General features: G+C 65.6%; 22 protein-coding genes and 1 tRNA gene. 11 read left to right on the forward strand and 12 right to left on the reverse strand.

What is annotated here, in order from left to right; translation table 11 throughout:
* Positions 1-102 precede the first annotated feature (102 nt).
* From V6N07_RS10780 to V6N07_RS10790, 3 genes are read right to left on the reverse strand one after another with little or no spacing between them, the layout of a single operon-like run.
* Positions 103-1,032, reverse strand: coding sequence for a hypothetical protein (locus tag V6N07_RS10780; RefSeq protein ID WP_371156293.1), 930 nt, complete (start codon positions 1,030-1,032; stop codon positions 103-105).
* Positions 1,022-1,426 carry a phage holin family protein gene (locus tag V6N07_RS10785; protein ID WP_371156294.1) on the reverse strand — a complete coding sequence of 135 codons (405 nt, stop codon included), beginning with the start codon at positions 1,424-1,426 and terminating at the stop codon, positions 1,022-1,024. The genes V6N07_RS10780 and V6N07_RS10785 overlap by 11 nt, the downstream gene beginning before the upstream one ends.
* A 3-nt stretch (positions 1,427-1,429) precedes the next feature.
* Entirely contained in the window at positions 1,430-1,906 is a 477-nt protein-coding gene (locus tag V6N07_RS10790; protein WP_371156296.1) for a hypothetical protein, read from the reverse strand.
* A gap of 472 nt (positions 1,907-2,378) precedes the next feature.
* On the opposite strand from V6N07_RS10790, the gene hydA reads away from it, so the two are divergent.
* Complete coding sequence (gene hydA, locus V6N07_RS10795; protein WP_371156298.1) at positions 2,379-3,791, forward strand: dihydropyrimidinase; 1,413 nt, start codon at positions 2,379-2,381, stop codon at positions 3,789-3,791.
* 94 nt (positions 3,792-3,885) lie between these two features.
* On the opposite strand, the gene V6N07_RS10800 is transcribed toward hydA, so the two are convergent.
* Positions 3,886-4,563: a GntR family transcriptional regulator gene (locus tag V6N07_RS10800; protein ID WP_371156300.1), complete on the reverse strand. Its 678-nt coding sequence runs from the start codon at positions 4,561-4,563 to the stop codon at positions 3,886-3,888.
* Positions 4,564-4,779: 216 nt separating this feature from the next.
* On the opposite strand from V6N07_RS10800, the gene V6N07_RS10805 reads away from it, so the two are divergent.
* From V6N07_RS10805 to V6N07_RS10840, 8 genes are all read left to right on the forward strand, one after another.
* On the forward strand, positions 4,780-6,054 hold the full coding sequence (locus V6N07_RS10805; RefSeq protein ID WP_371156302.1) for a M20 family metallopeptidase: 1,275 nt from the start codon (positions 4,780-4,782) through the stop codon (positions 6,052-6,054).
* 54 nt (positions 6,055-6,108) lie between these two features.
* Complete coding sequence (locus V6N07_RS10810) at positions 6,109-6,951, forward strand: ABC transporter substrate-binding protein (protein WP_371156304.1); 843 nt, start codon at positions 6,109-6,111, stop codon at positions 6,949-6,951.
* Positions 6,952-7,025: 74 nt separating this feature from the next.
* A complete protein-coding gene (locus V6N07_RS10815; protein WP_371156305.1) occupies positions 7,026-7,760 on the forward strand; it encodes an amino acid ABC transporter permease in 735 nt (244 codons plus the stop codon).
* Between the two features lie 12 nt (positions 7,761-7,772).
* The gene (locus tag V6N07_RS10820; RefSeq protein WP_371156306.1) at positions 7,773-8,576 is read left to right on the forward strand and encodes an amino acid ABC transporter ATP-binding protein; all 804 of its coding nucleotides are present in this window, start codon (positions 7,773-7,775) and stop codon (positions 8,574-8,576) included.
* Positions 8,577-8,578: 2 nt separating this feature from the next.
* Complete coding sequence (locus V6N07_RS10825; RefSeq protein WP_371156308.1) at positions 8,579-9,604, forward strand: phosphotriesterase; 1,026 nt, start codon at positions 8,579-8,581, stop codon at positions 9,602-9,604.
* Positions 9,601-10,497 (forward strand): dihydrodipicolinate synthase family protein, encoded by an 897-nt coding sequence (locus tag V6N07_RS10830; protein WP_371156309.1) that lies wholly within the window; start codon positions 9,601-9,603, stop codon positions 10,495-10,497. Before V6N07_RS10825 ends, V6N07_RS10830 begins: the two co-directional genes overlap by 4 nt.
* On the forward strand, positions 10,498-13,353 hold the full coding sequence (locus V6N07_RS10835; RefSeq protein WP_371156311.1) for an FAD-dependent oxidoreductase: 2,856 nt from the start codon (positions 10,498-10,500) through the stop codon (positions 13,351-13,353).
* 23 nt (positions 13,354-13,376) lie between these two features.
* Complete coding sequence (locus V6N07_RS10840; RefSeq protein ID WP_371156312.1) at positions 13,377-13,790, forward strand: DUF3830 family protein; 414 nt, start codon at positions 13,377-13,379, stop codon at positions 13,788-13,790.
* Between the two features lie 341 nt (positions 13,791-14,131).
* On the opposite strand, the gene V6N07_RS10845 is transcribed toward V6N07_RS10840, so the two are convergent.
* Both V6N07_RS10845 and V6N07_RS10850 read right to left on the reverse strand, forming a co-directional pair.
* A tRNA-Ala gene (locus V6N07_RS10845) sits at positions 14,132-14,207 on the reverse strand.
* A 68-nt stretch (positions 14,208-14,275) separates the two neighbouring features.
* On the reverse strand, positions 14,276-14,611 hold the full coding sequence (locus tag V6N07_RS10850; protein ID WP_371156313.1) for a TIGR02300 family protein: 336 nt from the start codon (positions 14,609-14,611) through the stop codon (positions 14,276-14,278).
* Positions 14,612-14,713: 102 nt separating this feature from the next.
* On the opposite strand from V6N07_RS10850, the gene V6N07_RS10855 reads away from it, so the two are divergent.
* Positions 14,714-15,424, forward strand: a complete 711-nt coding sequence (locus V6N07_RS10855) for a M48 family metallopeptidase (RefSeq protein ID WP_371156315.1) — start codon at positions 14,714-14,716, stop codon at positions 15,422-15,424.
* A 60-nt stretch (positions 15,425-15,484) separates the two neighbouring features.
* Positions 15,485-16,132, forward strand: coding sequence for a GntR family transcriptional regulator (locus V6N07_RS10860; RefSeq protein ID WP_371156317.1), 648 nt, complete (start codon positions 15,485-15,487; stop codon positions 16,130-16,132).
* A 2-nt stretch (positions 16,133-16,134) separates the two neighbouring features.
* Here V6N07_RS10860 and V6N07_RS10865 read toward each other — a convergent pair whose 3' ends face one another.
* The 6 genes from V6N07_RS10865 to odhB all read right to left on the reverse strand — a co-directional run bounded on the left by V6N07_RS10865 (position 16,135) and on the right by odhB (position 20,926).
* Positions 16,135-16,764, reverse strand: a complete 630-nt coding sequence (locus V6N07_RS10865; RefSeq protein WP_371156319.1) for a hypothetical protein — start codon at positions 16,762-16,764, stop codon at positions 16,135-16,137.
* 160 nt (positions 16,765-16,924) lie between these two features.
* Complete coding sequence (gene lpdA / locus V6N07_RS10870; RefSeq protein ID WP_371156320.1) at positions 16,925-18,319, reverse strand: dihydrolipoyl dehydrogenase; 1,395 nt, start codon at positions 18,317-18,319, stop codon at positions 16,925-16,927.
* A gap of 69 nt (positions 18,320-18,388) precedes the next feature.
* On the reverse strand, positions 18,389-18,799 hold the full coding sequence (locus V6N07_RS10875) for an MAPEG family protein (RefSeq protein WP_371156322.1): 411 nt from the start codon (positions 18,797-18,799) through the stop codon (positions 18,389-18,391).
* On the reverse strand, positions 18,796-18,975 hold the full coding sequence (locus V6N07_RS10880) for a hypothetical protein (protein WP_371156323.1): 180 nt from the start codon (positions 18,973-18,975) through the stop codon (positions 18,796-18,798). The genes V6N07_RS10875 and V6N07_RS10880 overlap by 4 nt, the downstream gene beginning before the upstream one ends.
* Before the next feature lies 1 nt (position 18,976).
* Complete coding sequence (locus tag V6N07_RS10885) at positions 18,977-19,216, reverse strand: DUF3303 family protein (RefSeq protein ID WP_371156325.1); 240 nt, start codon at positions 19,214-19,216, stop codon at positions 18,977-18,979.
* Between the two features lie 147 nt (positions 19,217-19,363).
* Positions 19,364-20,926 carry a 2-oxoglutarate dehydrogenase complex dihydrolipoyllysine-residue succinyltransferase gene (gene odhB, locus V6N07_RS10890; RefSeq protein ID WP_371156327.1) on the reverse strand — a complete coding sequence of 521 codons (1,563 nt, stop codon included), beginning with the start codon at positions 20,924-20,926 and terminating at the stop codon, positions 19,364-19,366.
* Position 20,927: the final 1 nt, after the last annotated feature.

The following is a 20,927-nucleotide window of genomic DNA, read 5'->3' on the forward strand; positions in this document are numbered from 1 at the left end:
GGGCATCTCGGACACGCGAAACAGGCTGGCGTGTTGTCCACGCCAGCCTGACCATAATCAACTTGTGTCACGACCCGCTACGGGGTCTGACGCTTTCATGTTTCAGACCGAAACTTCATACGATGCAGGCGGCGGCGCCTGAACCGGGCGCCGATCGTCGTCCGCCGCGGACGTTGCCTGTTCGTCCGATGCGCTTTGCTTCGTCGCCTCTGATGGTTCGGCGATGTCTTCCATGCCATTTTGCACTTCGGCAAAGATCGCATCGGCCTGCGCCTGCGCCATGGCGAGCACTTCGCGGCGCAACGTGATTTCCGCGTCGGCCAGCAAGGCGTCGCGGTGTGCGCCCAGATACGTATCCTCCGTCTCGGTGCGGGGCAGGGCGAAAGCGGCGGCCATCGCGGCGATCGCGGCGCCTATCCCCAGAAGCATAGGATTGTCCGCCGCGTCGGATTTCGCCTTGCGAACCTTGCGCACGGTTGCGCCCGACAGGGCTTCGAGCTTCTCCTGCGCCGCAATTGCCTTTACGCGGGCTTCGGTCACACGGGCCTTGGCGGCCTCGGTCAATTGGCTGGTGCCAGCGGCAAGCGTGGCGCGCATGCGTTCTGCCGAAGACATGTCCATCGTTTCCCCGTCGAGGCCATCATGTGCCATCTCGTGTCGATGAACGCTTTCGGCTTGGGCCACGCGGGCTTCGAACGACCCGGCGTTCGGCGCATCATGACGGAAACCCGCCACCGGCTGCCGCGAACGCGGAGACACCGAAACCGGCGTTTCACTGCGGGACGACTGCCCGCCGATCAGCAACCAGGCCACGCCCGCACCGACCAGCGCGACGGCGGCCGGATTGCGACGGGCCGATGCCACGACGGTCTGCATGATATCCGCCGCATGCGGGGACACCGCGTCCGAAACCGTGCTTGTCAATGGGCGGGACGAAAAGCCGGACGCGAAGGCGCCGATGCTGTCGGCAAGGGCGGCACGCTCCCGGTTGATTTCGGCCTTGAGGGTGTCGCGTTTTGAGTCATTTGTCATCGAGAGTCTCCTTCAAGGTCTCTGCGTCGCGGCGCAGGGTCGAAAGCGTATCCCGCGGTGCCAGCGACATATTCGACAAGGTGCGGATACCGATCATCGCGGCGATCAATGCCACGACCAGAAGGCCGCCACCCACGATCAGCGCGGCCCAGCCGGCGGCAAGACCCGTGGCGGCGATCGCCGCGACCAAGGCACCTGCCAGAACGTGCAGGGCAGTGAGCGCGATGACGACCGCGAACAGGACCAGCCCCGCGGCGGCGGCCGCCTTGGATATGCGGGCCGACATCTCGGCCCGCAGCAAGGCGATTTCCTTTTGGACAAGACGTTGCAGGTGAAACAGCAAGGTCTGTACGGGCGAGGGGTCTACGCCCTGTGGTCGGGTCGGATCGATCATGGATCAGGCCTCGTAGCGCGATGCGGAGTTGCGCGCGCTCGACTTCAGAAAGCGGCCAACGGCGAAACCGGCAACTGCGGCAACGGCAAGGAACGGGCCCGGATGCTTGCGTGCAAGCGCCGCCACGTCGTTCGTCAGCGTGTTGAGATCCTTTTCGTGGATCGCGACGGCGACGTCCTCTGCTGCCTTGGCGGCGCGGAAGGTGGCTTCTGCCTGCGGCGACCCGGGCTCCATCTGCTCAGCTGCATTCAGCAGGTTCCTGGCCGTAGTCGAGGCGCGGTCCGCGACGGCGGCCTTGGCCTCGTTGCTTTTGGCCGTTACGGTCTCGCTGGCGGCATCGCGGGCCTTGCCAGCCGCGGCGCTTGCCGCTTCCTTGGCGTTGTCGCCGATCGCGCCTACGCGCTCCTTCACGGTGTCGACGGTCTCGGACACCTGTTCTTTCTTCGTGGCGTTCGACGTCTGTGCGGTTGTGCCGGTCATCTTCGATCTCCTGCATGTGGGGCGGCTTCGCATGGCCGCTGCATATCTGGAGTGACAACCCACCAAGGGCCAAACCGGTTCCACGCAGGTCAGAAGGAAGAACCGGTTCGGCAAGCTGTTTTCCGCCGCTGGCAGGGTCGCGCCGACGGATGGGGGCCTGCCCGGGAACCGGCATCGGCCGAACCGAACATGACGGTGCCGCGGTCGGGCGAGGGTCGCGCCAGCGCCCGTCCGGAGTTCCCGCACCGGCGCATGTCGGCGCATGTCGGCGCATGTCGGCGCGATCGCGCCCCTTGCTGCCGGTGATCGTGCCGCCTAACGTCACGCCACGGGAGGAATATTTTTCTGACAGCCTGAGAGATGTCATGACTGATACCGTCACAAGACCCGCCGAAACCACGACCCGCGTTTCTGCCGCCTGCCATGCCACCTACCGCTCCGGAAGCCGTCCGGTCTCTGCCGAGGTGCCCGCATGACCCCTTTCGACACCATCATCGCGGGCGGCACTATTGCCACGTCGTCTGATACCTTTCGTGCTGATATCGGCATCCGCGACGGGCGCATTGCGGCACTTGGGCTGGATTTGGGCGATGCGGCCGAAACGATCGACGCAAGCGGTCTTCTGGTCCTGCCGGGGGGCATCGATAGCCATGTCCATATTTCCCAGCCCTCGGGCGAGGGGGTGACGATGGCGGACGACTTCGAAAGCGCGACACGGTCCGCCGCCTTCGGGGGCATGACGACCCTTCTGCCGTTCTGCCTGCAGGCCAAGGGACAGGGTCTGCGCGATGCGGTGTCATGGTACCACGGACTTGCGGAGGGGAACTGCTACACGGACGTCAGCTTTCACCTGATCGTCACCGATCCGACGCCTCAGACGCTGAATCAGGACCTGCCCGCGTTGGTCGAGGACGGCTATACCTCTCTCAAGGTTTTCATGACCTACGAGGGCATGAAGCTGACCGACCGCGAAATCCTCGACACGTTGGAGGCCGCCAAGGCCTGCGGCGCCCTGCCGATGGTGCATGCCGAGAACGACGACGCCATAGAATACCTGCGTGATCGCGCGGCCGATCAGGGCGACACCGCACCCAAGTTTCATGCCTCGACCCGCCCGATCCCGGCCGAGCGCGAGGCGACGCACCGCGCCATCGCCCTGGCCGAGATCGTGGATGTTCCGATCATGATCGTCCATGTCTCGAACGGGGACGCCATTTCCGAGATCGAGGCGGGCCGGGCACGCGGCAGTGTTGTCCACGCCGAGACCTGCCCACAGTATCTCGTCCTGACGGCCGACGATCTGGACACGGCCGGCTTCGATGGTGCCAAGTATGTCTGTTCCCCGCCGCCCCGCGACACGGACAGCCAGATCGCCTGCTGGTCGGGGATCGAACGCGGGGTCTTCGACGTCTTTTCGTCGGACCATTGCCCGTTCCGCTACGACGACGCCGAGGGCAAGAAACACCCTCAGGGCCTGCGCAGCTTTCGCTGGGTGCCGAACGGGATTCCGGGCGTTGAGACGAGCCTGCCGATCCTGTTTTCCGAAGGCGTGGGCAAGGGCCGGATCGACCTGAACCGTTTCGTGGCCCTCAGCTCGACCAACCATGCCAAGATGTATGGCCTCTATCCGCGCAAGGGCACGATTGCGGTGGGGTCTGATGCGGATATCGTCCTGTGGGATCCGAACCGGTCCGAGGTGCTGCGTCAGGAAATCCTGCATCACGGTGCTGATTATACGCCCTACGAAGGGATCGCCGTCACCGGTTGGCCTGTTCATACGATGCTGCGCGGGAAGACGATCGTCGCGGATGGGGAGTTGCGGGCCGACAAGGGCGTCGGGGCCTATCAGCGGCGGGCGCGGTCGGGCGAGGCACTGACGGTGTAGGCGCGCACCGGAACCTGCCCGCGGGTTCGGAAAACCGGTCATCCTCCCGCGGGCATGATCGGCGGACCCGCGGGGCAGGTTCGGGGTGGGCCCGCTAAAGGACCCGGACGGCAAAATCCGCGAGCGATCGCAGGTGGTCGACCACCGCCTGACGCGTGGCGACGGCATTCCCGCTGTAGAGTGCATCGAGGATGCTCTCGTGTTGGCTGCTGTCGGGTTCCAGACGTTCCGAAAGGCGTTCGATCTCGAACAGCTTCGTCGTCACGCGAAGCGATTTGAGGATGTTGATGATCACCTGATTGCCGCAGGCGTCGATGAACAGGTCGTGGATCTCGTCGTCCGAGGCCCAATGCGCCAGCATGTCGTAGGGTTTACGCCCCTGGACCGCCTGAACATGGGCGCGTGCGCGCGAGATGGCCTCCGGCGCGATACGGCCGATGGCCATCTCGGCGGCCTCGGCCTCCAGAACCTCCCGCACCTTGAGGCTTTGCAGATATTCGCGCAGCTCGACCCGCCGCACCACATAGGACCGGCTCTCGGACTTGCGCAGCAGGCCCTCGGCCTCCAACCGCTGAAGCGCCTGTCGCAGGGGGGTGCGCGACACCCCGAGCATGTCGGCCAGCTGTGTTTCGACGATCGGCCGCCCGACAGGCAGCGACCGCTCCTGAATCATCTGTGACAACGCGACATAGGCCGTCTCGGACAGGGTCGATGGGGTATCGGACGTGTTTCCCTGTGGTGGGCGGATCGGGTGGGTCTGTTTTTCTGCCATGTTCAAATCGGTCGCCGTCCTCGTTTCAAATTCGCCTAAATTAGTGACGTCACCGCGCGATATTGCGCCGCTCGGCCCCGCTCGCCTGCCGTTTGGGTCCATCCGCGAGGCCAAGGCCGAACGATTGCGAAAAAACCTCTTGCACTGAGAAGGTAATCCCTTCGAGGGTGTTTGTATACCGACTGTATACAGAAATGAACGAGGGGTATCCTAGACATGAACGACCGAGCCATAGACCTGATTAAAGAGCTTGTAGCCGCGCAGGTCGATGGCGAAGTCGCCGTGCAGGGCGTCATTTCCCGCCGCCTCGCCGACGCCGGCTGCGACGTGCTGGCACATGATTACACCCCCGCCGATGTCGACATCATCGGTGAGTTCGCGCTCGACCCCGCCCGCGCAGATGAACGGCGCCGCGCCATCGTCGGCACCTTGCCCGGTGATCCGGAACTGCCCAGCCTGCTGATCTTCGCCCACCCCGACGGGGAGCCGGCGCTCGATACGTCCGCATGGACGCACGACCCCTTTGCCGGGACCGTCGATGGCGGCCGCTTCTACGGTTGGGGTGTTGCCGATGATCTGGCGGGATGTGCGGCTGCGGTTCTTGCGCTTGAACAGGCGGCGGCCAGCAATGTCCCGATGGGGCGGGTGGTCTTCGCCTCCACCCCGTCGAAACGCTATGCGCGGGGGGTTGCGGCCCTTTTGCATGACGGTCTGCGCGCGGATGCCTCGCTCTATCTGCATCCTGCCGAATCCGGGGTCGGGATGCGCGAAATCAAGGCGGTCGCCTCGGGTCATATCGACTTTCGCGTCACCGTGACGGGCCGCGCGCCCGATACGACCGAACCGGGGCACACCGCCTTTGCGCATCTGGGCGTGAACCCGATCGACAAGGCGCTGGTGATCCGTGCCGCCCTGATGACACTGGCCGAGGAGCGTGCCGCCCGGGTGCGTCATCCGCTGATCGAAGGTGTCGTCGGGCGCGCGACGAACATCAACGTCTCGCGCATCGACGCCGGAGAGATGCGCCGCTTTGCGCGGATGTCCGAAGAATGCACGCTGGGCTGTGCGATTTCCTTCCCGCCGGGCGAAACCCTGAACGACATCTGCGCCGAGATCACGCAGGTCGTGCAGCAGGCCGCCGCTGCTGACCCTTGGCTGGCAGAGAATCCGCCCCGGATCGATTGGTTGACGGGTGTGACCGGCGGAGAAGTCGCGGCCGACCACCCGCTTTACCGAACGGCCGCCGCCGCCGTGACGCAGGTGACCGGAGAGGCGCCGCACGTGAACCCGATGCATACGTCGTCCGACATCCGCAACCCGATCGTCGAGGCAGGCATTCCCTGCGTTGGTCTGGGCTGTCTGGGCGGCGACCTGTCCCAGAACGACCGACACGACGAATGGATCGATGTCGCCGATTTCCAACGGATGATCGACGTCACCACCGCCATCGTCACCAATTGGTGCAGCGGCAGGACGCCCGCGCCGACCTGAAACCCAGAGGCCGGGAAACGGCCCATGTCACTCAGCAACCATAAGGGAAGTAACATGAAATATCTGACAGCAAGTACCATCGCCCTTGCCCTGACCGCCGGAATGGCGACCGCGCAGGAGTGTCCCGAAGACCTGCCGACGATCGAGCCGGGCAAGCTGACGATGTCGATCAACGCGACGCTGCCACCTCGGCAGTATCTCGATGCCTCGGGCAACCTGCAGGGCCTTCATCCGGATCTCGGCAACGAAATCGCCAAGCGCCTGTGCCTCGAGCCGGTCTATCAGAACGTCGGCTTCGAGGTGCAGATCCCCGGCCTCGCCAGCAAGCGCTGGGACATGGTCAACACCGGCATGTACTACAACCCGGACCGGGCCAAGATCATGCGCATGGTGCCCTATGTCGTGAACGCCCTGGCCATCGTGGTCGAACGCGACAACCCCCTGGGTGTCGAAGGTTACGCCGATCTTGCCGGTCAGCCGGTAGGCACCGAGATCTCGGGGTTCGCCGACAACCTGATCCGCACGATCAACGATGAACAGGTCGCCGACGGCATGGAGCCGATGGACATCCAGGCCTTCAACACCTTCGGCGATGCCTTTGCCGCCTTGGGTGCCGGTCAGGTCAAGGCCGTGTTCGGCCCGGATGCCACGGCTGCGTATCTGGCCGAACGCGGGGCCTTCGAGGTCGGCGCCTCTGGCCTCAACCCCGGTCTGCCCTCCTCCTTCGGGTTTGACGGCGAAACCGGCGAAGTCCTGGCCGAAGCCGTCGCACAGGTCCTGCGCGACATGGTCGAAGACGGCACCTACGACGAGATGATGAGCAGCTACGGCGCGACCCAGATCCAGCACTGGGCCGACTACACCGGCGACATCGCGATCTACTACACGCCGGAGTGATCTGCGGCCTGCGAACCGGGTTCGGCCAAGTCGTTGGCCGAACCGACAATATCCCCTGACACCCGGAGGCTTCCATGAACTGGAGCTGGGAGTTCTTTTTCGCCTATCTTACCAACGGCATGATGATGCGCGGTGCCTGGACCACGATCTGGCTCAGCGTCATATCCATGATCCTCGGGCTGGGCCTGGGCGTGGTTGCCGCGATGATGAAGATGTATGGCAACCGCGCGCTGCGCTGGACGGCCGAATTCTACATCTGGCTGTTCCGCGGCACGCCGATCCTTATTCAGCTGGTGATCATCTACACCGGCCTGCCGCAGCTGGGCATCCGGCTGAACGTGATCGAATCCGCCATCCTTGGCCTTGCCCTGAACGAAGGCGCATATCTGGCCGAGGTCATGCGATCCGGCATCATGTCCGTCGACAAGGGCCAGACGGATGCGTCCCGCGCCATCGGCATGACCTGGCGACAGCGCATGTGGCTCGTGATCATACCGCAGGCCACCCGCACCATCATTCCGCCCCTCGGAAACCAGTTCAACGGCATGCTCAAGACGACATCGCTGGCTTCGGTCATCTCGATGGAGGAGCTGATGCGCAGCGCGCAGATGCTCGCCCAGACCGAGTTCCGCGTCCTTGAAGCCTACGTCGTGGCCGCGGTCTGGTACCTCGTGCTGGTGTCGATCTGGGGCCTCGTGCAAGCCCGCATCGAAGCGCATTACGAAAAACCCTTCGGCCCTGCCGCCGCCGTTTCGCCCGATGCCAAGAAAGACATCGAGAAGGCCACGCAGCTATCGGGCGCCACCTGAGGGAGAAAGACCATGACAGACAACAGCCCCCATCTTTCGGCGTCTGCGGACGTGCCCATCGTGACCATCGAGAACGTGACCAAGTCCTTTGGCGACAATCATGTCCTGCGAGATGTCTCGCTGAACGTGAAAAAGGGCGAGGTGGTCGTGATCTGCGGCCGCTCGGGCAGCGGCAAGAGCACGTTGCTGCGCTGCATCGACCAGTTGGAGTCCATCGACGGCGGCACGATCCGCGCGGCCGGTCACCTGATGGGCTTCAAGGAGAAGAAGGGTGTCCGCGTGCCGATGCGGGAATCCGAGATCGCCGTGCAGCAGCGTGACCTCGGGATGGTGTTCCAGAACTTCAACCTGTTCCCGCATATCAGCGTGATCGACAACATCACCATAGGCCCGGTGCGCATCCTTGGCCGCAACAAGGCCGAGGTCCGCGAGGAAGCGCGCGCCCTGCTGGCCCGCGTCGGCCTGCCCGACAAGGAAAACGCCTATCCAAGGCAGCTGTCCGGCGGCCAGCAGCAGCGCGTCGCCATCGCACGGGCCCTTGCGATGAAGCCGAAGGTCATGTTGTTCGACGAACCGACGAGCGCGCTCGACCCCGAGATGATCTCGGAGGTGCTGGATGTGATGGTCGACCTGTCGAAACAGGGCATGACCATGATCGTCGTCACCCATGAAATGGGGTTTGCCCGCGCTGCCGCCGACCGCGTGATCCTGATGCATGGCGGCGACATCGTGGAGGAGGCCCCACCCGAGAAGTTCTTCGGAAACCCCGACAGCGAACATACCCGCCTGTTCCTGTCCAAGATCCTGTCGCATTGATCATGGCGCGCGTGCGGACCGTCACCGGGGATATCGATCCGGCCCACATCGGGCAGGTGGCGTTTCATGAGCATGTGCTGTTCGATATCGTCCCCCCCGGTGCCGCCGGGGACCGGGACACCCCCATCGGCCCCGAAGACCGGTGGCAGGTCGACTACCGCTCCAACGAGGTGCCGGCCAACGCGCATCAGACGGATGTCGATGTCGCGATCACCGAATTGCGCCGTTTCGCCGGGGATGGCGGCAGTCTGATCGTCGATCAATCCGTGCACGGCTTGGCCCGCGATGCCGCGGGGCTGGCGCGCGCCGCTGAGGAAAGCGGTGTCCGCGTCGTCGCGGCGGCGGGATGCTACACGGAAGCCTATCTGTCGGAGCCCGTCCTTGCCCTCGATACCGATGCGCTGACCGACCGGTTCGTCTCCGAGGTGACGGAGGGGCTGGATGGCACGACGATCCGCGCAGGCCTGATCGGAGAGATCGGATGCTCCTGGCCGATGACCGCATTCGAGCGTCGCGCGGTGCAGGCCGGCGCACGGGCGGCCGTGCGGACCGGTGCGTCCCTGTCGGTGCATCCCGGCCGGGCGCCCGAAGCCTGCGCCCGGATCCTCGACATCACGGAGGGCGAAGGGCTGGACCCCGCCCGGACGGTCTTGTGCCACATGGACAGGACCCACCCGGACGGCACCGGCATTGCCGCCCTGCTGGACCGGGGCGCCTGCGTCGAATGGGACTTCTTCGGCATCGAGCAATCGCACTACTGGATGGGCGAGGTCGATTTGCCGATGGACCGCGATCGCATCCGGTTGATCCGGCATTTCGCCGAGGCCGGTCATGCAGACCGCATCCTCGTATCGCAGGACATCTGCACCAGAACACGCCTGCGCCGCTGGGGTGGGCACGGCTACGGCCACCTGATGCGCAATGTCATTCCCCTGATGCGTCGTCTGGGCTGTGACGTCCCGCTGATCGACGCCCTTCTGTCCGCCAACCCTATCCGCCTTCTGACCCTTGAGGAGACCCTCGTATGACCAACACCTTCCGCGGCACCTATACCGTGATGGTCACCGCGTTCGACGCTGATGGAAAACTCGACCTCGACGCGCAGGCCCGCTTTACCGACTGGCAGGTGCGCGAAGGCATCCACGGGCTGATCCCGCTGGGCTCCACCGGCGAATTCCTGTCCCTGACCCCCGACGAACGCCGCGCCGTCGCCAAATGCGTGATCGATACCGTTGCCGGGCGCGTGCCGGTCCTCGTGGGCGCAGGCGCGGAATGGACCGACGAGGTGATCGACAATGTCGCCATGGCCGAAGAGCTTGGCGCCGATGGCACCATGATCATCCCACCCTTCTATTCCACCCCGACATGGGACGAATTGATCGGCCATTTCGGACGCATCGGCGAGGCCGCGACCAAACCGATCATGATCTACAACAACCCGGCCACCGCGAATGTCGATCTGACGCCGCCGCTGGTGGCCGAACTCTCGCGCCTGCCGCAGATCGACTACATCAAGGAATCGACGATGGACGTCACCCGCATCCGCGACATCCTCGAGATGTGCGACGGCCGGATGACCGTGTTCGGCGGCATCATGGGGTTCGAGAGTTTCGTCGAAGGGGCCGAGGGCTGGGTCGCCGTGGGATCCAACATCATGCCTGCCGCCCTCGCCAGGTTGTTCACCCTGACCGCCGATGCACAGGATTATGCGGCCGCCCGCGCGCTCTATGCCGATATCCTGCCGATCATCCGCCTCGTGGCGGGGCACCGCTACGTCTCGGGCAGCAAGGCGGCGCTGAACCTGATCGGACAGCCCATGGGCGCCCCGCGCGCGCCGCGCCTGCCCTTGCCCGCCTCCGAGATGGCCGAGGTCACCAATGCGCTTGAAACCGTCGGGCTGCTGCCGCGTGACGCTGCCTGAATGAACCGCCTGACCTTCAGTCTGGACGGCACCCCCTGCGAGGCCGCACCGGGGGACAGCATCGCCGCCGCCCTCGCGGCGGCGGGGCACGTCGAACTGGGGCAACGGCGCAGCGGGGCGCCGCGCGGACAATTCTGTGGCATGGGGATCTGTCACGACTGCCTCGTGACGGTCGATGGTCGGCGCGGACAGCGCGCCTGCATGGTCTCCGTCAGGGACGGAATGACCGTTCAGCGCGAGGATGAGCGCGCGCTATCTCCGGGCACCACCCCCCCCACGGCACCCGCCCACGCGCAGGTTGCTGTCGACATCGCCATCGTGGGTGCGGGGCCCGCGGGTCTGTCGGCCGCCGTGCGGGCCGCCCAAGGGGGCGCCAATGTTCTGGTGCTGGACGAACGTGGTGAGCCGGGCGGGCAGTACTTCAAGCCGCGCAGCGCGGGATACCGTGGCGGTACCGAACGGGACCGACAGCACCGCCGGGGGGACGACCTGCGCGCGCAGGCACAGGCATCGGGCGTCCGGATCGAGACGGGTCAGACCCTGTGGTTCGCCCGCGCACGGGACGGCGGGTTCGATCTGCGCAGTCTCGGGGGCGATGTCGGCCTGCACATCTCGGCGCGCGCGGTGGTTCTTGCCACCGGCGCATTCGAGCGGCCTGCCATCGTTCCCGGCTGGACCTTGCCCGGCGTGATGACGATCGGCGCGGCCCAGACGATGGCCCGCCGCTATGGTGTGCCGCCCGGGCACCGCGTGCTGATCGCGGGGCACGGGCCGCTTGGCCTGCAACTGGCTGCCGAATTGACCGCACTTGGCACCCATGTCGTGGCGCTGGCCGAACGCGGGCGGCCGGGTATCGGGCCCGCGCTGATCCGCAGCGCCGTGGCCGCGCCTCGCCTTGTCGTTGACGGGGCACGGTATCGCCTGGCCGCGCTTCGCGCCCGCATACCCGTCCTGTCCGGGTGGGAGGTCTCGCACGTGGAAGGCGAAGGTCGTGCCGAAGGGGCCGTGCTGCGCGAAATCGCGACCGGCCGCACGCGCCGGTTCGACGCAGACATCGTTGCGGCGGGTGACGGGTTTTCGCCACAGCTCGACCTCGCGCGTCTGCTTGGCGTTCCGCTGACGGGCGACGCCGAAACCGGCGATATCCGCCCGCAGCGCGCGCCCGACGGGGCCACCCCCGTCCCGGGGGTCTGGATCGCGGGCGACGCAGGCGGGCTTGGCGGTGCAGAGATTGCTCTGGCCCAGGGAACGTTGAGCGGGGCCGGCGCCCTGTCGTATCTTGGGATGACCGACAGGTCCGACACCAATGGTGCGCGCACCCGGATGGCGCGCGCGCGACGTTTCCAGACAGCACTCTGGTCGATGTATGACGCCCCTCCGCGTGCCTTGCCCGAGGGGCCGACGATCCTGTGCCGCTGCGAGGAGGTTTCCGCCGATACCGTTGCGGCGGCCATCGCCGCAGGTGCGGACGATCCGGCGATGCTCAAACGCAAGACCCGGATCGGAATGGGCCGTTGTCAGGGTCGTGGCTGTTTGCCGACGGTGATGCGGATGCTGGCGGCAGAGGGCCATCCCACGGCCCCCGCAGCCCTGTTCGCCCCCCAGATCCCCGCGCGACCGGTGCCGGTCGGCGCATTGGCGCTGGAGAAATCCGAATGGGGTGGCCACCGCGAAAGCGCCCCCGCGGCCCGCCCGGATCACGAAGCACGCACGCCCCTGCCTGTCACCACCGCCGACCTGATCATCATCGGGGGTGGCGTGACCGGGATCTCCGCCGCCTTACACGCCGCGCAGGCGGGGGCCTCGGTCATCTGCCTCGACCGCGGGCGGATAAACGGCGAGGCCTCGGGCGGCAACGCGGGCAGCCTGCACCTGCAGCTTCTGTCATGGGACTTCGGCGGCAAGGCCGTGGGCGATGGCGGTTTGCAACTGCGCACCCTGCCGCTTCAGCAGGAATCCATCGCGCTCTGGCAGGATCTGGAACGGCAGCTGGGCGCAAACTTCGAAATGCAGGTGACCGGCGGCCTGATGGTCGCGGAAAACCCCGAGCAGATCACGTTCCTCGAGGCGAAGGCCGCCGCCGAGGCGCGTGTCGGCATCCATACCGAGGTGATCGACGGGGACGCCGTGCGCCGGATCGCCCCTGCCGTCTCGGACGACATCGTCGCGGCCGCATGGTGCGCGGGCGAAGGCAAGATCAACCCGTTGGCCGCAACCCCGCCGCTGGCCGAGGCCGCGCGCGCCGCCGGCGCCCATATCGCGGAATACGCGCCGGTGCGCGGCATCACGCGCGACGGGGATGGCTATGTCGTCGATACCCCGCGCGGTCGTGTGACTGCAAAACGCATCCTGATCGCGGCAGGCGGCTGGTCGGCCCAGCTGTCGGCCATGCTGGGCGCGTCCCTGCCGGTCCGTGGGGCGCCGTTGCAGATGGTCGTCACTGCGCCCGGCCCGCCCCTCGTGCCCTGCCTGCTGGCCCACGCCGACCGCCATCTGACGATGAAGCAGGCCGCCGCCGGATCCGTCATCATCGGCGGGGCCTGGCCCGCCGCGACCGGTGCTGCCGGCCAGGCCGAGATCCTGCCCGAAAGCCTGGAGGGCAACCTCTGGGTTGCGGCCCGGACCGTGCCGCAGGTCGGCAGTCTTCAGGTCATCCGCAGCTGGGCCGCCATGAACATCGACATCGACGGCGCCCCCCTGATCGGCGCCATTCCCGGCCTGCCGGGCGTGACGATCGCGGCGACCGCCAACGGCTATACCCTCGGCCCCCTGATGGGCCGGGAGGCCGCGGCCGCGGCCCTGTCGGGACGGCTGCGGCAGGATCTGGCGGCCTTTTCGATGGACCGCTTCAACTGACACCACAGACCAAGGGAAGACTCATGACAGCACTAAAGATCAAGGCAGGCCCCTATGAATTCGATGCCCGGCTGGAACGGGACGCCGCGCCCAAGACCTGCGCGGCCTTCGAGGCGGCCATGCCCTTCACTGGCCAGATCGTCCACGTCCGCTGGTCGGGCGAAGGCGTCTGGGTGCCTCTGGGCGACCGAGATTTCGGGGTTGGCTACGAGAATCACACAAGCCATCCCGCACCGGGGCAGGTGATCCTCTACCCCGGCGGAATCAGCGAGACCGAGATCCTGCTGGCCTATGGCGGCGTCGACTTTTCGTCCAAGATGGGCCAGCTGGCGGGCAACCATTTCATCACGCTGACGTCCGGCCACGAACATCTGATGGACCTCGGCAACCGCGTGCTCTGGCAAGGCGCACAGGACATCAGCTTCGAATATGCCTGAGACTCATACCGGATGATATGCCGGCCCTGTCCCGGCAGGGCTGGCAAGACCGCATGGCCGTGGCAGGGCGGCCCTTTGGCGGGTGATACGCTGATCCAATGCCACGCCGGGACATCCCTGCGCGCCTTGATCGTGCGTGGTGCGATCCCGTCAGCCCCCTGAGGGCGAACCACCCGACGAAGCGCTTCGCAAAATCAGGCGCGCATGCCGAAACGGCAGGTAGGCCCTGCCAGCGGGTATCGTGGTGGTAAGCCGTCTGCGAACCAGACGCAAAACGAATGCATGGGAGAACGTCTGGCGATCGCTATGCCGTGACAATGCCAGTTCATCGATAGGGGTAATGGTGGAGCCTAGGGGAGTCGAACCCCTGACCTCTTGCATGCCATGCAAGCGCTCTACCAACTGAGCTAAGGCCCCAAACTGGAGTGCGTCCTAAGACAGCCTCCGGGGGGGCGCAAGTGGAAAACCACCCGCGCCCCAGATAATCAGTCGTCGTCCTTGCCGTCCTCGACGTCGGCGATCTCCTCGAGGGAGACGGTGTCGTCATCATCGTCGTCGAGGACGGCGTCATCGGCGTCGGCGTCATCGGCATCGTCATCGCTCAGATCGACGTCATCGTCGTCCAGCAGCAGATCCTCATCGTCCTTGATCTTCGATTCGGCGTCGTCCTTGTCGGCCACCAGGACACGCGTCTTGGAGCTGGTATCGACGGTTACGACCTCGCCCGTGTACGGGCTGACGATCGGATCACGGTTGAGGTCATAAAAGCGCTTGCCGGTCGTCGGGCAGACCCGCTTGACGCCCCATTCTTCCTTGGGCATGTCGGTTCCTTCATATCGCTCCGGCACCACCGCCGGGGAGGGGAATGGGGTGCCATGCCACAGCGCAATTCGCGTGGCAAGCCCTTGGGGAAAGGGGCCGCCATGGGCGACACACTCTGCGTTCCCGGCGCACCGGGGGTCGAGGTCGCGGTGCGGCGCTCCGCGCGCGCGCGGCGCATGTCGCTGCGGGTGGGGCGATCCGATGGGCGCGTGTCGCTGTCGATGCCCACGCGGATGCCCCTGTCGGACGCGCAGGCCTTCATCGCACAGCAAGCCGATTGGATCATCAGGCACGTGACCGCCGCGCCACCCGCGCGCGTCGTCGCCGTTGGCGCCGACTTGCCCCTGATGGGGCAAGAGGTCGCGATCGTTCCGGGCACGGGGCGAGCGGCGCGCTGGACAGGTCGACAGATCGCGGTGGCGGATGACGAAAGGGCGGGCGCGCGGATCAAGGCCCTGTTGCAGGTTCTGGCCCGCACTCATCTGTCCGAGGCGGTCAACCGTCATGCGACCGCCCTTGGTCGGCATCCGCAGAAGATGACCTTGCGCGACACACGCTCCCGCTGGGGCAGTTGTTCGTCGCGGGGCGACCTGATGTTCTCGTGGCGTCTGATCATGGCCCCGCCCGACGTGCTGGACTACGTCGCGGCGCATGAGGTGGCGCACCTGCGTCACATGGATCATTCGCCGCGCTTCTGGGCGCAGGTCGAGGCCCTGATGCCGGACTGGCGACCGAGGCGGGACTGGCTGCGGTTGCACGGCGCGGGTTTGCATGCCGTCAGCTTCGACCCAAAGCCGTCATCGGTGATCTAATCCTGCGCCCGGCACGACATGGCGCTTGACCGGGGCCTTCGGCAGGGGACAGTTGACGGCATGTTGCTCAACCCTCTCCCCGATGGCACCGGTGCCGCGCATGAACGCCTGTATCGATCCCTGCGCACCCGCATCATGCACGGAGAGATGCTGCCGGGGCAGGCGCTGACCCTCAGGGGGATCGGTCGGGACTACGGCCTGTCGATGACCCCTGTGCGCGAGGCATTGCGACGTCTGGTGGCCGAGGGGGCGCTGTCGCTGTCCGCGTCGGGGCGTATCGCCACGCCGGCCCTGTCGAACGACCGGATCGAGGAACTGGCGGCCCTACGATCCCTTTTGGAGCCCGAACTGGCGGTGCGTGCCCTGCCACGCGCGCATCTTGCCCTGATCGACCGGATGGAGGCTACGAATGTGGCCATCGCCGAGCAGATCGTGAAGCACGACGCGTCCGGCTATATCCGCACCAACCTCGAATTTCACCGCACGCTCTATCTGCGGGCGCAGGCCCCCGCGATGCTGGCCATGGTCGAAACCGTCTGGTTGCAGATGGGGCCGACGATGCGGTCGCTTTACGGGCGGTTGAACCGCACGGAATTGCCCAAGAACCATCGGTTGATCGTGGCGGCCCTGCGCGCGGGGGACGAGCCGGGCTTGCGCCTGGCCGTCCGGGCCGACGTGACGCAGGGCCTTCGTCTGCTGGCGGGATAGCCCTATTCGGGGATCAGTCGACCGAGGTAGCTGAGATCCTCGTGCCGCAGTTTGAGGCCCCGTGAAATGGTGCGCAGCATCTTGCGATCCGACATCGTCAGCGGACCATCCGCCAGCATGACGGAAACGGACGAATTGAAGACGACCATTTTTTCAGCATGGGTCAGACCCTCGGCCATGTAGCTGAAATTATTCGGTATGATGATGCGATCCGCGCGTTCGGCCGCTTCACGCATGTGTTCGATGGAATAGTCCATGTTCGTGGTGTTGCGTGCCAGCTCCAGCGCACGTTTCAGACGTTCCTTGTCGATCCGGCGGGCGTGCCAGACGCAGTGGACCATCGCATCCACCACGCGAAACCGCGGCCCGTTCTGCAACCCCAGGATTGCCAGCCGCATGTCGCGCCGACGCTGACGCAGGCGGTGCGCCACCAGCAGGACGATTGCCGCGATGGCGCTGCACCCGGCGGCATAGGGCAGCAGATCGATGCCCGCGAACCAGTCGATCAGCGGCTGGGGCAGGAAGCTGCCCGTTGCGGCCCCGGGCGCGCTTTGCGCGGCAACCGGCCCTGCAACCAGAAGGCATACGGTCAGAAGACGGGTCGTGATGGACAGGGGCAGCGGCAGGGACATGACAGATTCACCGGCAAAACAAACTAGGATTGCCTAGATATTCACCACGAAACTGAGGCAGCATTGCGCAGCACGTGATACCGCATAGCGGCAAATCGGCGGAGATTTCGGACAGGCGCCACGGTCCGGCCACAGATGCGGCCGGACCTGCCATCAAGTGTCAGGCGTGGATCGCGCCATCCCCGCAGGCCAGTGCCGCTTCGCGCATCGCCTCGGAATACGTCGGATGCGCATGGCAGGTGCGGGCCAGGTCTTCGGCGGCGGCGCCGAATTCCATCGCCACGCAGACCTCGTGGATCAGGTCGCCGGCCATCGGACCGATCACGTGACAGCCGAGAATGCGGTCGGTTTCCTTGTCGGCGAGGATCTTGACGAAACCATCGGCGGCAAAGTTGGCCTTGGCACGGCCATTCCCCATGAAACTGAACTTGCCGACCTTGTAGGCGCGACCTTCGGACTTGAGCTGCTCCTCGGTCTTGCCGACGGAGCCGACTTCCGGATGGGTATAGATCACGCCGGGGATCACGTCGTAGTTCACGTGGCCCGCCTGACCGGCAAGGATTTCGGCCAACGCCATGCCCTCGTCCTCGGCCTTGTGTGCCAGCATCGGCCCTTCGATGACGTCGCCGATGGCATAGATGCCCTCGACATCGGTCCTGTAGTGGTTGTCCACGGCGATCTGGCCACGCTTGGTCAGGGACACGCCCAGCCCATCGAGGTTCAGCCCCTCCGTATGCGGTTTGCGCCCGGTGGCCACCAGGACGACGTCGGCCTTCATCTCATGGGCGCTGTCATCCTTGCGCAGGCTGTATTCGATCTGGGCCTTGCCCGACTTGACCGAAACCTTGCTGACGGCGGCGCCCATGACGAAGTTCAGGCCCTGCTTCTTCAGGATCCGCTGGAAGGTGCGCGCAACTTCGGCATCCTGGCCGGGCGTGATGGCGTCGAGGTATTCGATGACCGTCACCTCGGTGCCGAGACGGGCATAGACGGACCCAAGCTCCAACCCGATGACGCCGCCGCCGACGACGACCATGGTCTTCGGAATGCTGGCCAGTTCCAGCGCGCCGGTCGACGTGACCACGACCTTTTCATCGACCGTCACATCCGCGCCCGGGACAGCCGAGGAATCGCTGCCGGAGGCAATGATGATGTGCTTGGCTTCATGCACCTCGTCCCCGACCTTGACCTGACCCTTGGCGGGAATGCTGCCCCACCCCTTGAGCCAGTCGATCTTGTTCTTCTTGAACAGGAATTCGACACCCTTGGTGTTCGTGGCGATCGTGTCGGACTTGTAGGACAGCATCTGGGACCAATCGACCGAAGGGGATTTGCCCTTCAGCCCCATGGCCGCGAAATTATGCTCTGCCTCGTGCAGCATGTGGGTTGCATGCAGCAGGGCCTTGGAGGGGATGCACCCGACATTCAGGCAGGTGCCGCCCAACGTATCGCGGCCTTCGACGACAGCGGTTTTCAGGCCGAGCTGGGCGCAGCGGATGGCGCAGACATAGCCGCCAGGGCCGCTGCCGATGATGATGACGTCATATTGTGCCATGGGCGTATCCTTTTGCGCGCGCCGGGGGCCAGCCCCCGGACCCCCGAGGTATTTCCGGCCAGAGGAAGGTCAGATGAGTGTTGAGATAACCATAACGATGGTGGCGGTGAAGCCCACCATCCAGATGTAGGAGCGCCACGGTTGCCACCCGAAGGCATAGGCCGGGACGTAGAGGACCCGCGCGGCCAGATAGACCCAGGCGCAGGTCGCGGTGAGGGTGGTCGATTGGTCCGACAGGACAACGATCGTCACAGCCGGGGCGAACAGGATCAGGGCCTCGAAATGATTGTTCATGGCTCGCCACAACCGCGCCGTCCGTACGGAGACGAGGTCTTCGAGGTCACCGCCCATGCGGTTGCGATCCCGTGGCGAGGTCGTCTTGCCGGTGCCGAGTTCGAGGTTCGCCGGCACCGCCATCAATACGAACTGCACGGCCTGCAGCAGGATCGCCAATGCGAGGGCGGTCAGTTCCGGTGTCATCTGCCCCCCCTGCGGATCAGGATCAGCGTGGTGATGGCGGAAATCGCGACATAGCCGGCCGCCAACCACCACAACAATGGATCCGGCCCGCGCCATGCCTGAATACCGATTACGAGCAGGATCGCGATGGCGACCCGGATCAGCCAGAAGGCGATGGCGCGGCGGGTGGGGGTCATGTCAGGCGGTCCTCAGGAAGCGGGCGTCGAGGTCGGGGCCCGTCGCGCTTTCGCGGTCCAGCCAGGCCTGGGCCTTCTTGCGGTCGTTCACCTCGAACAGGGCGGTGACGCCGGGGCCGTCCGCCTGTCGCCACAGTTGCAGAAGCGTCATCCCCGCCTGCATCCGCTGTTCGGCGGTGGCATCGAGATCCTGTTTCCAGGCATCGTAATCGGCGGGGACAAGGTGAATGAGAAGGTTCATGGCAGGCTCCAATCCGGGTTGAGTAGGGTCAACCCCGGGAGGAACGGCAGGGTTTCATGAAGGGCCGCCGTTTTCGCGGGATACATGTTCTGCCTTCGGGAACGCGGTGGCATCGGACAGCGACAGGGCCCGATGCCACCGTCGTCTTTACAGGTCCATCAGCAGGCGGCGCGGATCCTCCAGCGCTTCCTTGACGCGCACGAGGAAGGTCACCGCGCCCTTGCCGTCGACGATGCGGTGATCGTAGCTGAGCGCCAGATACATCATTGGACGGATCACGATCTCGCCGCCGACGACCATCGGACGGTCCTGGATCTTGTGCATGCCGAGGATGCCCGACTGCGGCGGGTTCAGGATAGGGGACGACATGAGCGAGCCATAGACGCCACCGTTGGAGATGGTGAAGGTGCCGCCCTGCATCTCCGCCATCGACAGCTTGCCGTCGCGGGCCTTGGCCCCTTTTTCGGCAATGGCTTTCTCGATCTCTGCAAAGGACATTGCGTCCGCGTCGCGGATGACGGGCACGACAAGGCCCGTAGGCGTGCCCGCGGCAATGCCCATGTGGACGAAGTTCTTGTAGACGATGTCGGTGCCGTCGATCTCGGCGTTGACCTCGGGGACCTCTTTCAGGGCATGGACGCAGGCCTTGGTGAAGAAGGACATGAAGCCCAGCTTCACGCCGTGCTTCTTGAGGAACAGGTCCTTGTATTCGTTGCGCAGGTCCATGACCGCCTTCATGTCCACCTCGTTGTAGGTGGTCAGCATCGCGGCGGTGTTCTGGCTGTCCTTGAGGCGCTTGGCGATGGTCTGGCGCAGACGGGTCATCTTGACCCGCTCCTCGCGGCTTTCGTCGCTGGCGGCGACCGGGGCACGCGGGGCGGCCGCAGGGGCGGGTGCCGGTGCGGCGGCCGCGGCCTTGAGCACGTCTTCCTTCATCACGCGACCGTCACGGCCCGAGCCGCTGACCTGATCCGCGGACAGGCCCTTTTCGGCCATCAGCTTGTTGGCGGAGGGGGCGTTTTCCACGTCCGACCGACCCTTGGCGGCGACATTGGCCTTGGCCTCCTCGATCTCGGCCTTGCCGGCATCTGCGGCGGGCTCGGGGTTGGCGGCGCGGGCCTGCACGGCACCGCCCGACCCGCCGGAAATCACGGCCAGCTTGCCGCCCGCCTCGACGGTGACGCCTTCATCGGCGAGGATTTCCGACAGCACGCCCGCCGTGGGTGCCGGCACCTCGACGGAGACCTTGTCGGTCTCCAGCTCGCACAGCATCTCGTCGGCGGCGACGGTGTCACCGGCCTTCTTGAACCACGTGGCAACGGTCGCCTCGGTCACCGATTCACCCAAGGCAGGGACCATCACGTCCACGGCCTCGCCCGATCCTTCGGTCATCTCCGCATCCGCCTGGCCGGGGGCATTGTCGGCGGATTGCTCGGCCTTCTTGGGGTCTTCGGTCGCCGGTGCGGCGCCTTCGCCTTCGGACAGGGTGGCCAGCAGGGCATCGACGCCGACCGTGTCGCCCTCGTCGGCGACGATCTCGGACAGGGTGCCTGCGGCGGGCGAGGGCACCTCGACGGTGACCTTGTCGGTCTCCAGCTCGCAGAGCATCTCGTCGACCTCGACGCTGTCGCCCGGCTTCTTGAACCAGGTGGCGACGGTCGCCTCGGTCACGGATTCACCCAAGGTGGGAACTTTGATTTCGATGCTCATG

The sequence above is a fragment of the Jannaschia sp. 2305UL9-9 genome (assembly GCF_041403465.1).
Lineage (GTDB): Bacteria > Pseudomonadota > Alphaproteobacteria > Rhodobacterales > Rhodobacteraceae > Jannaschia.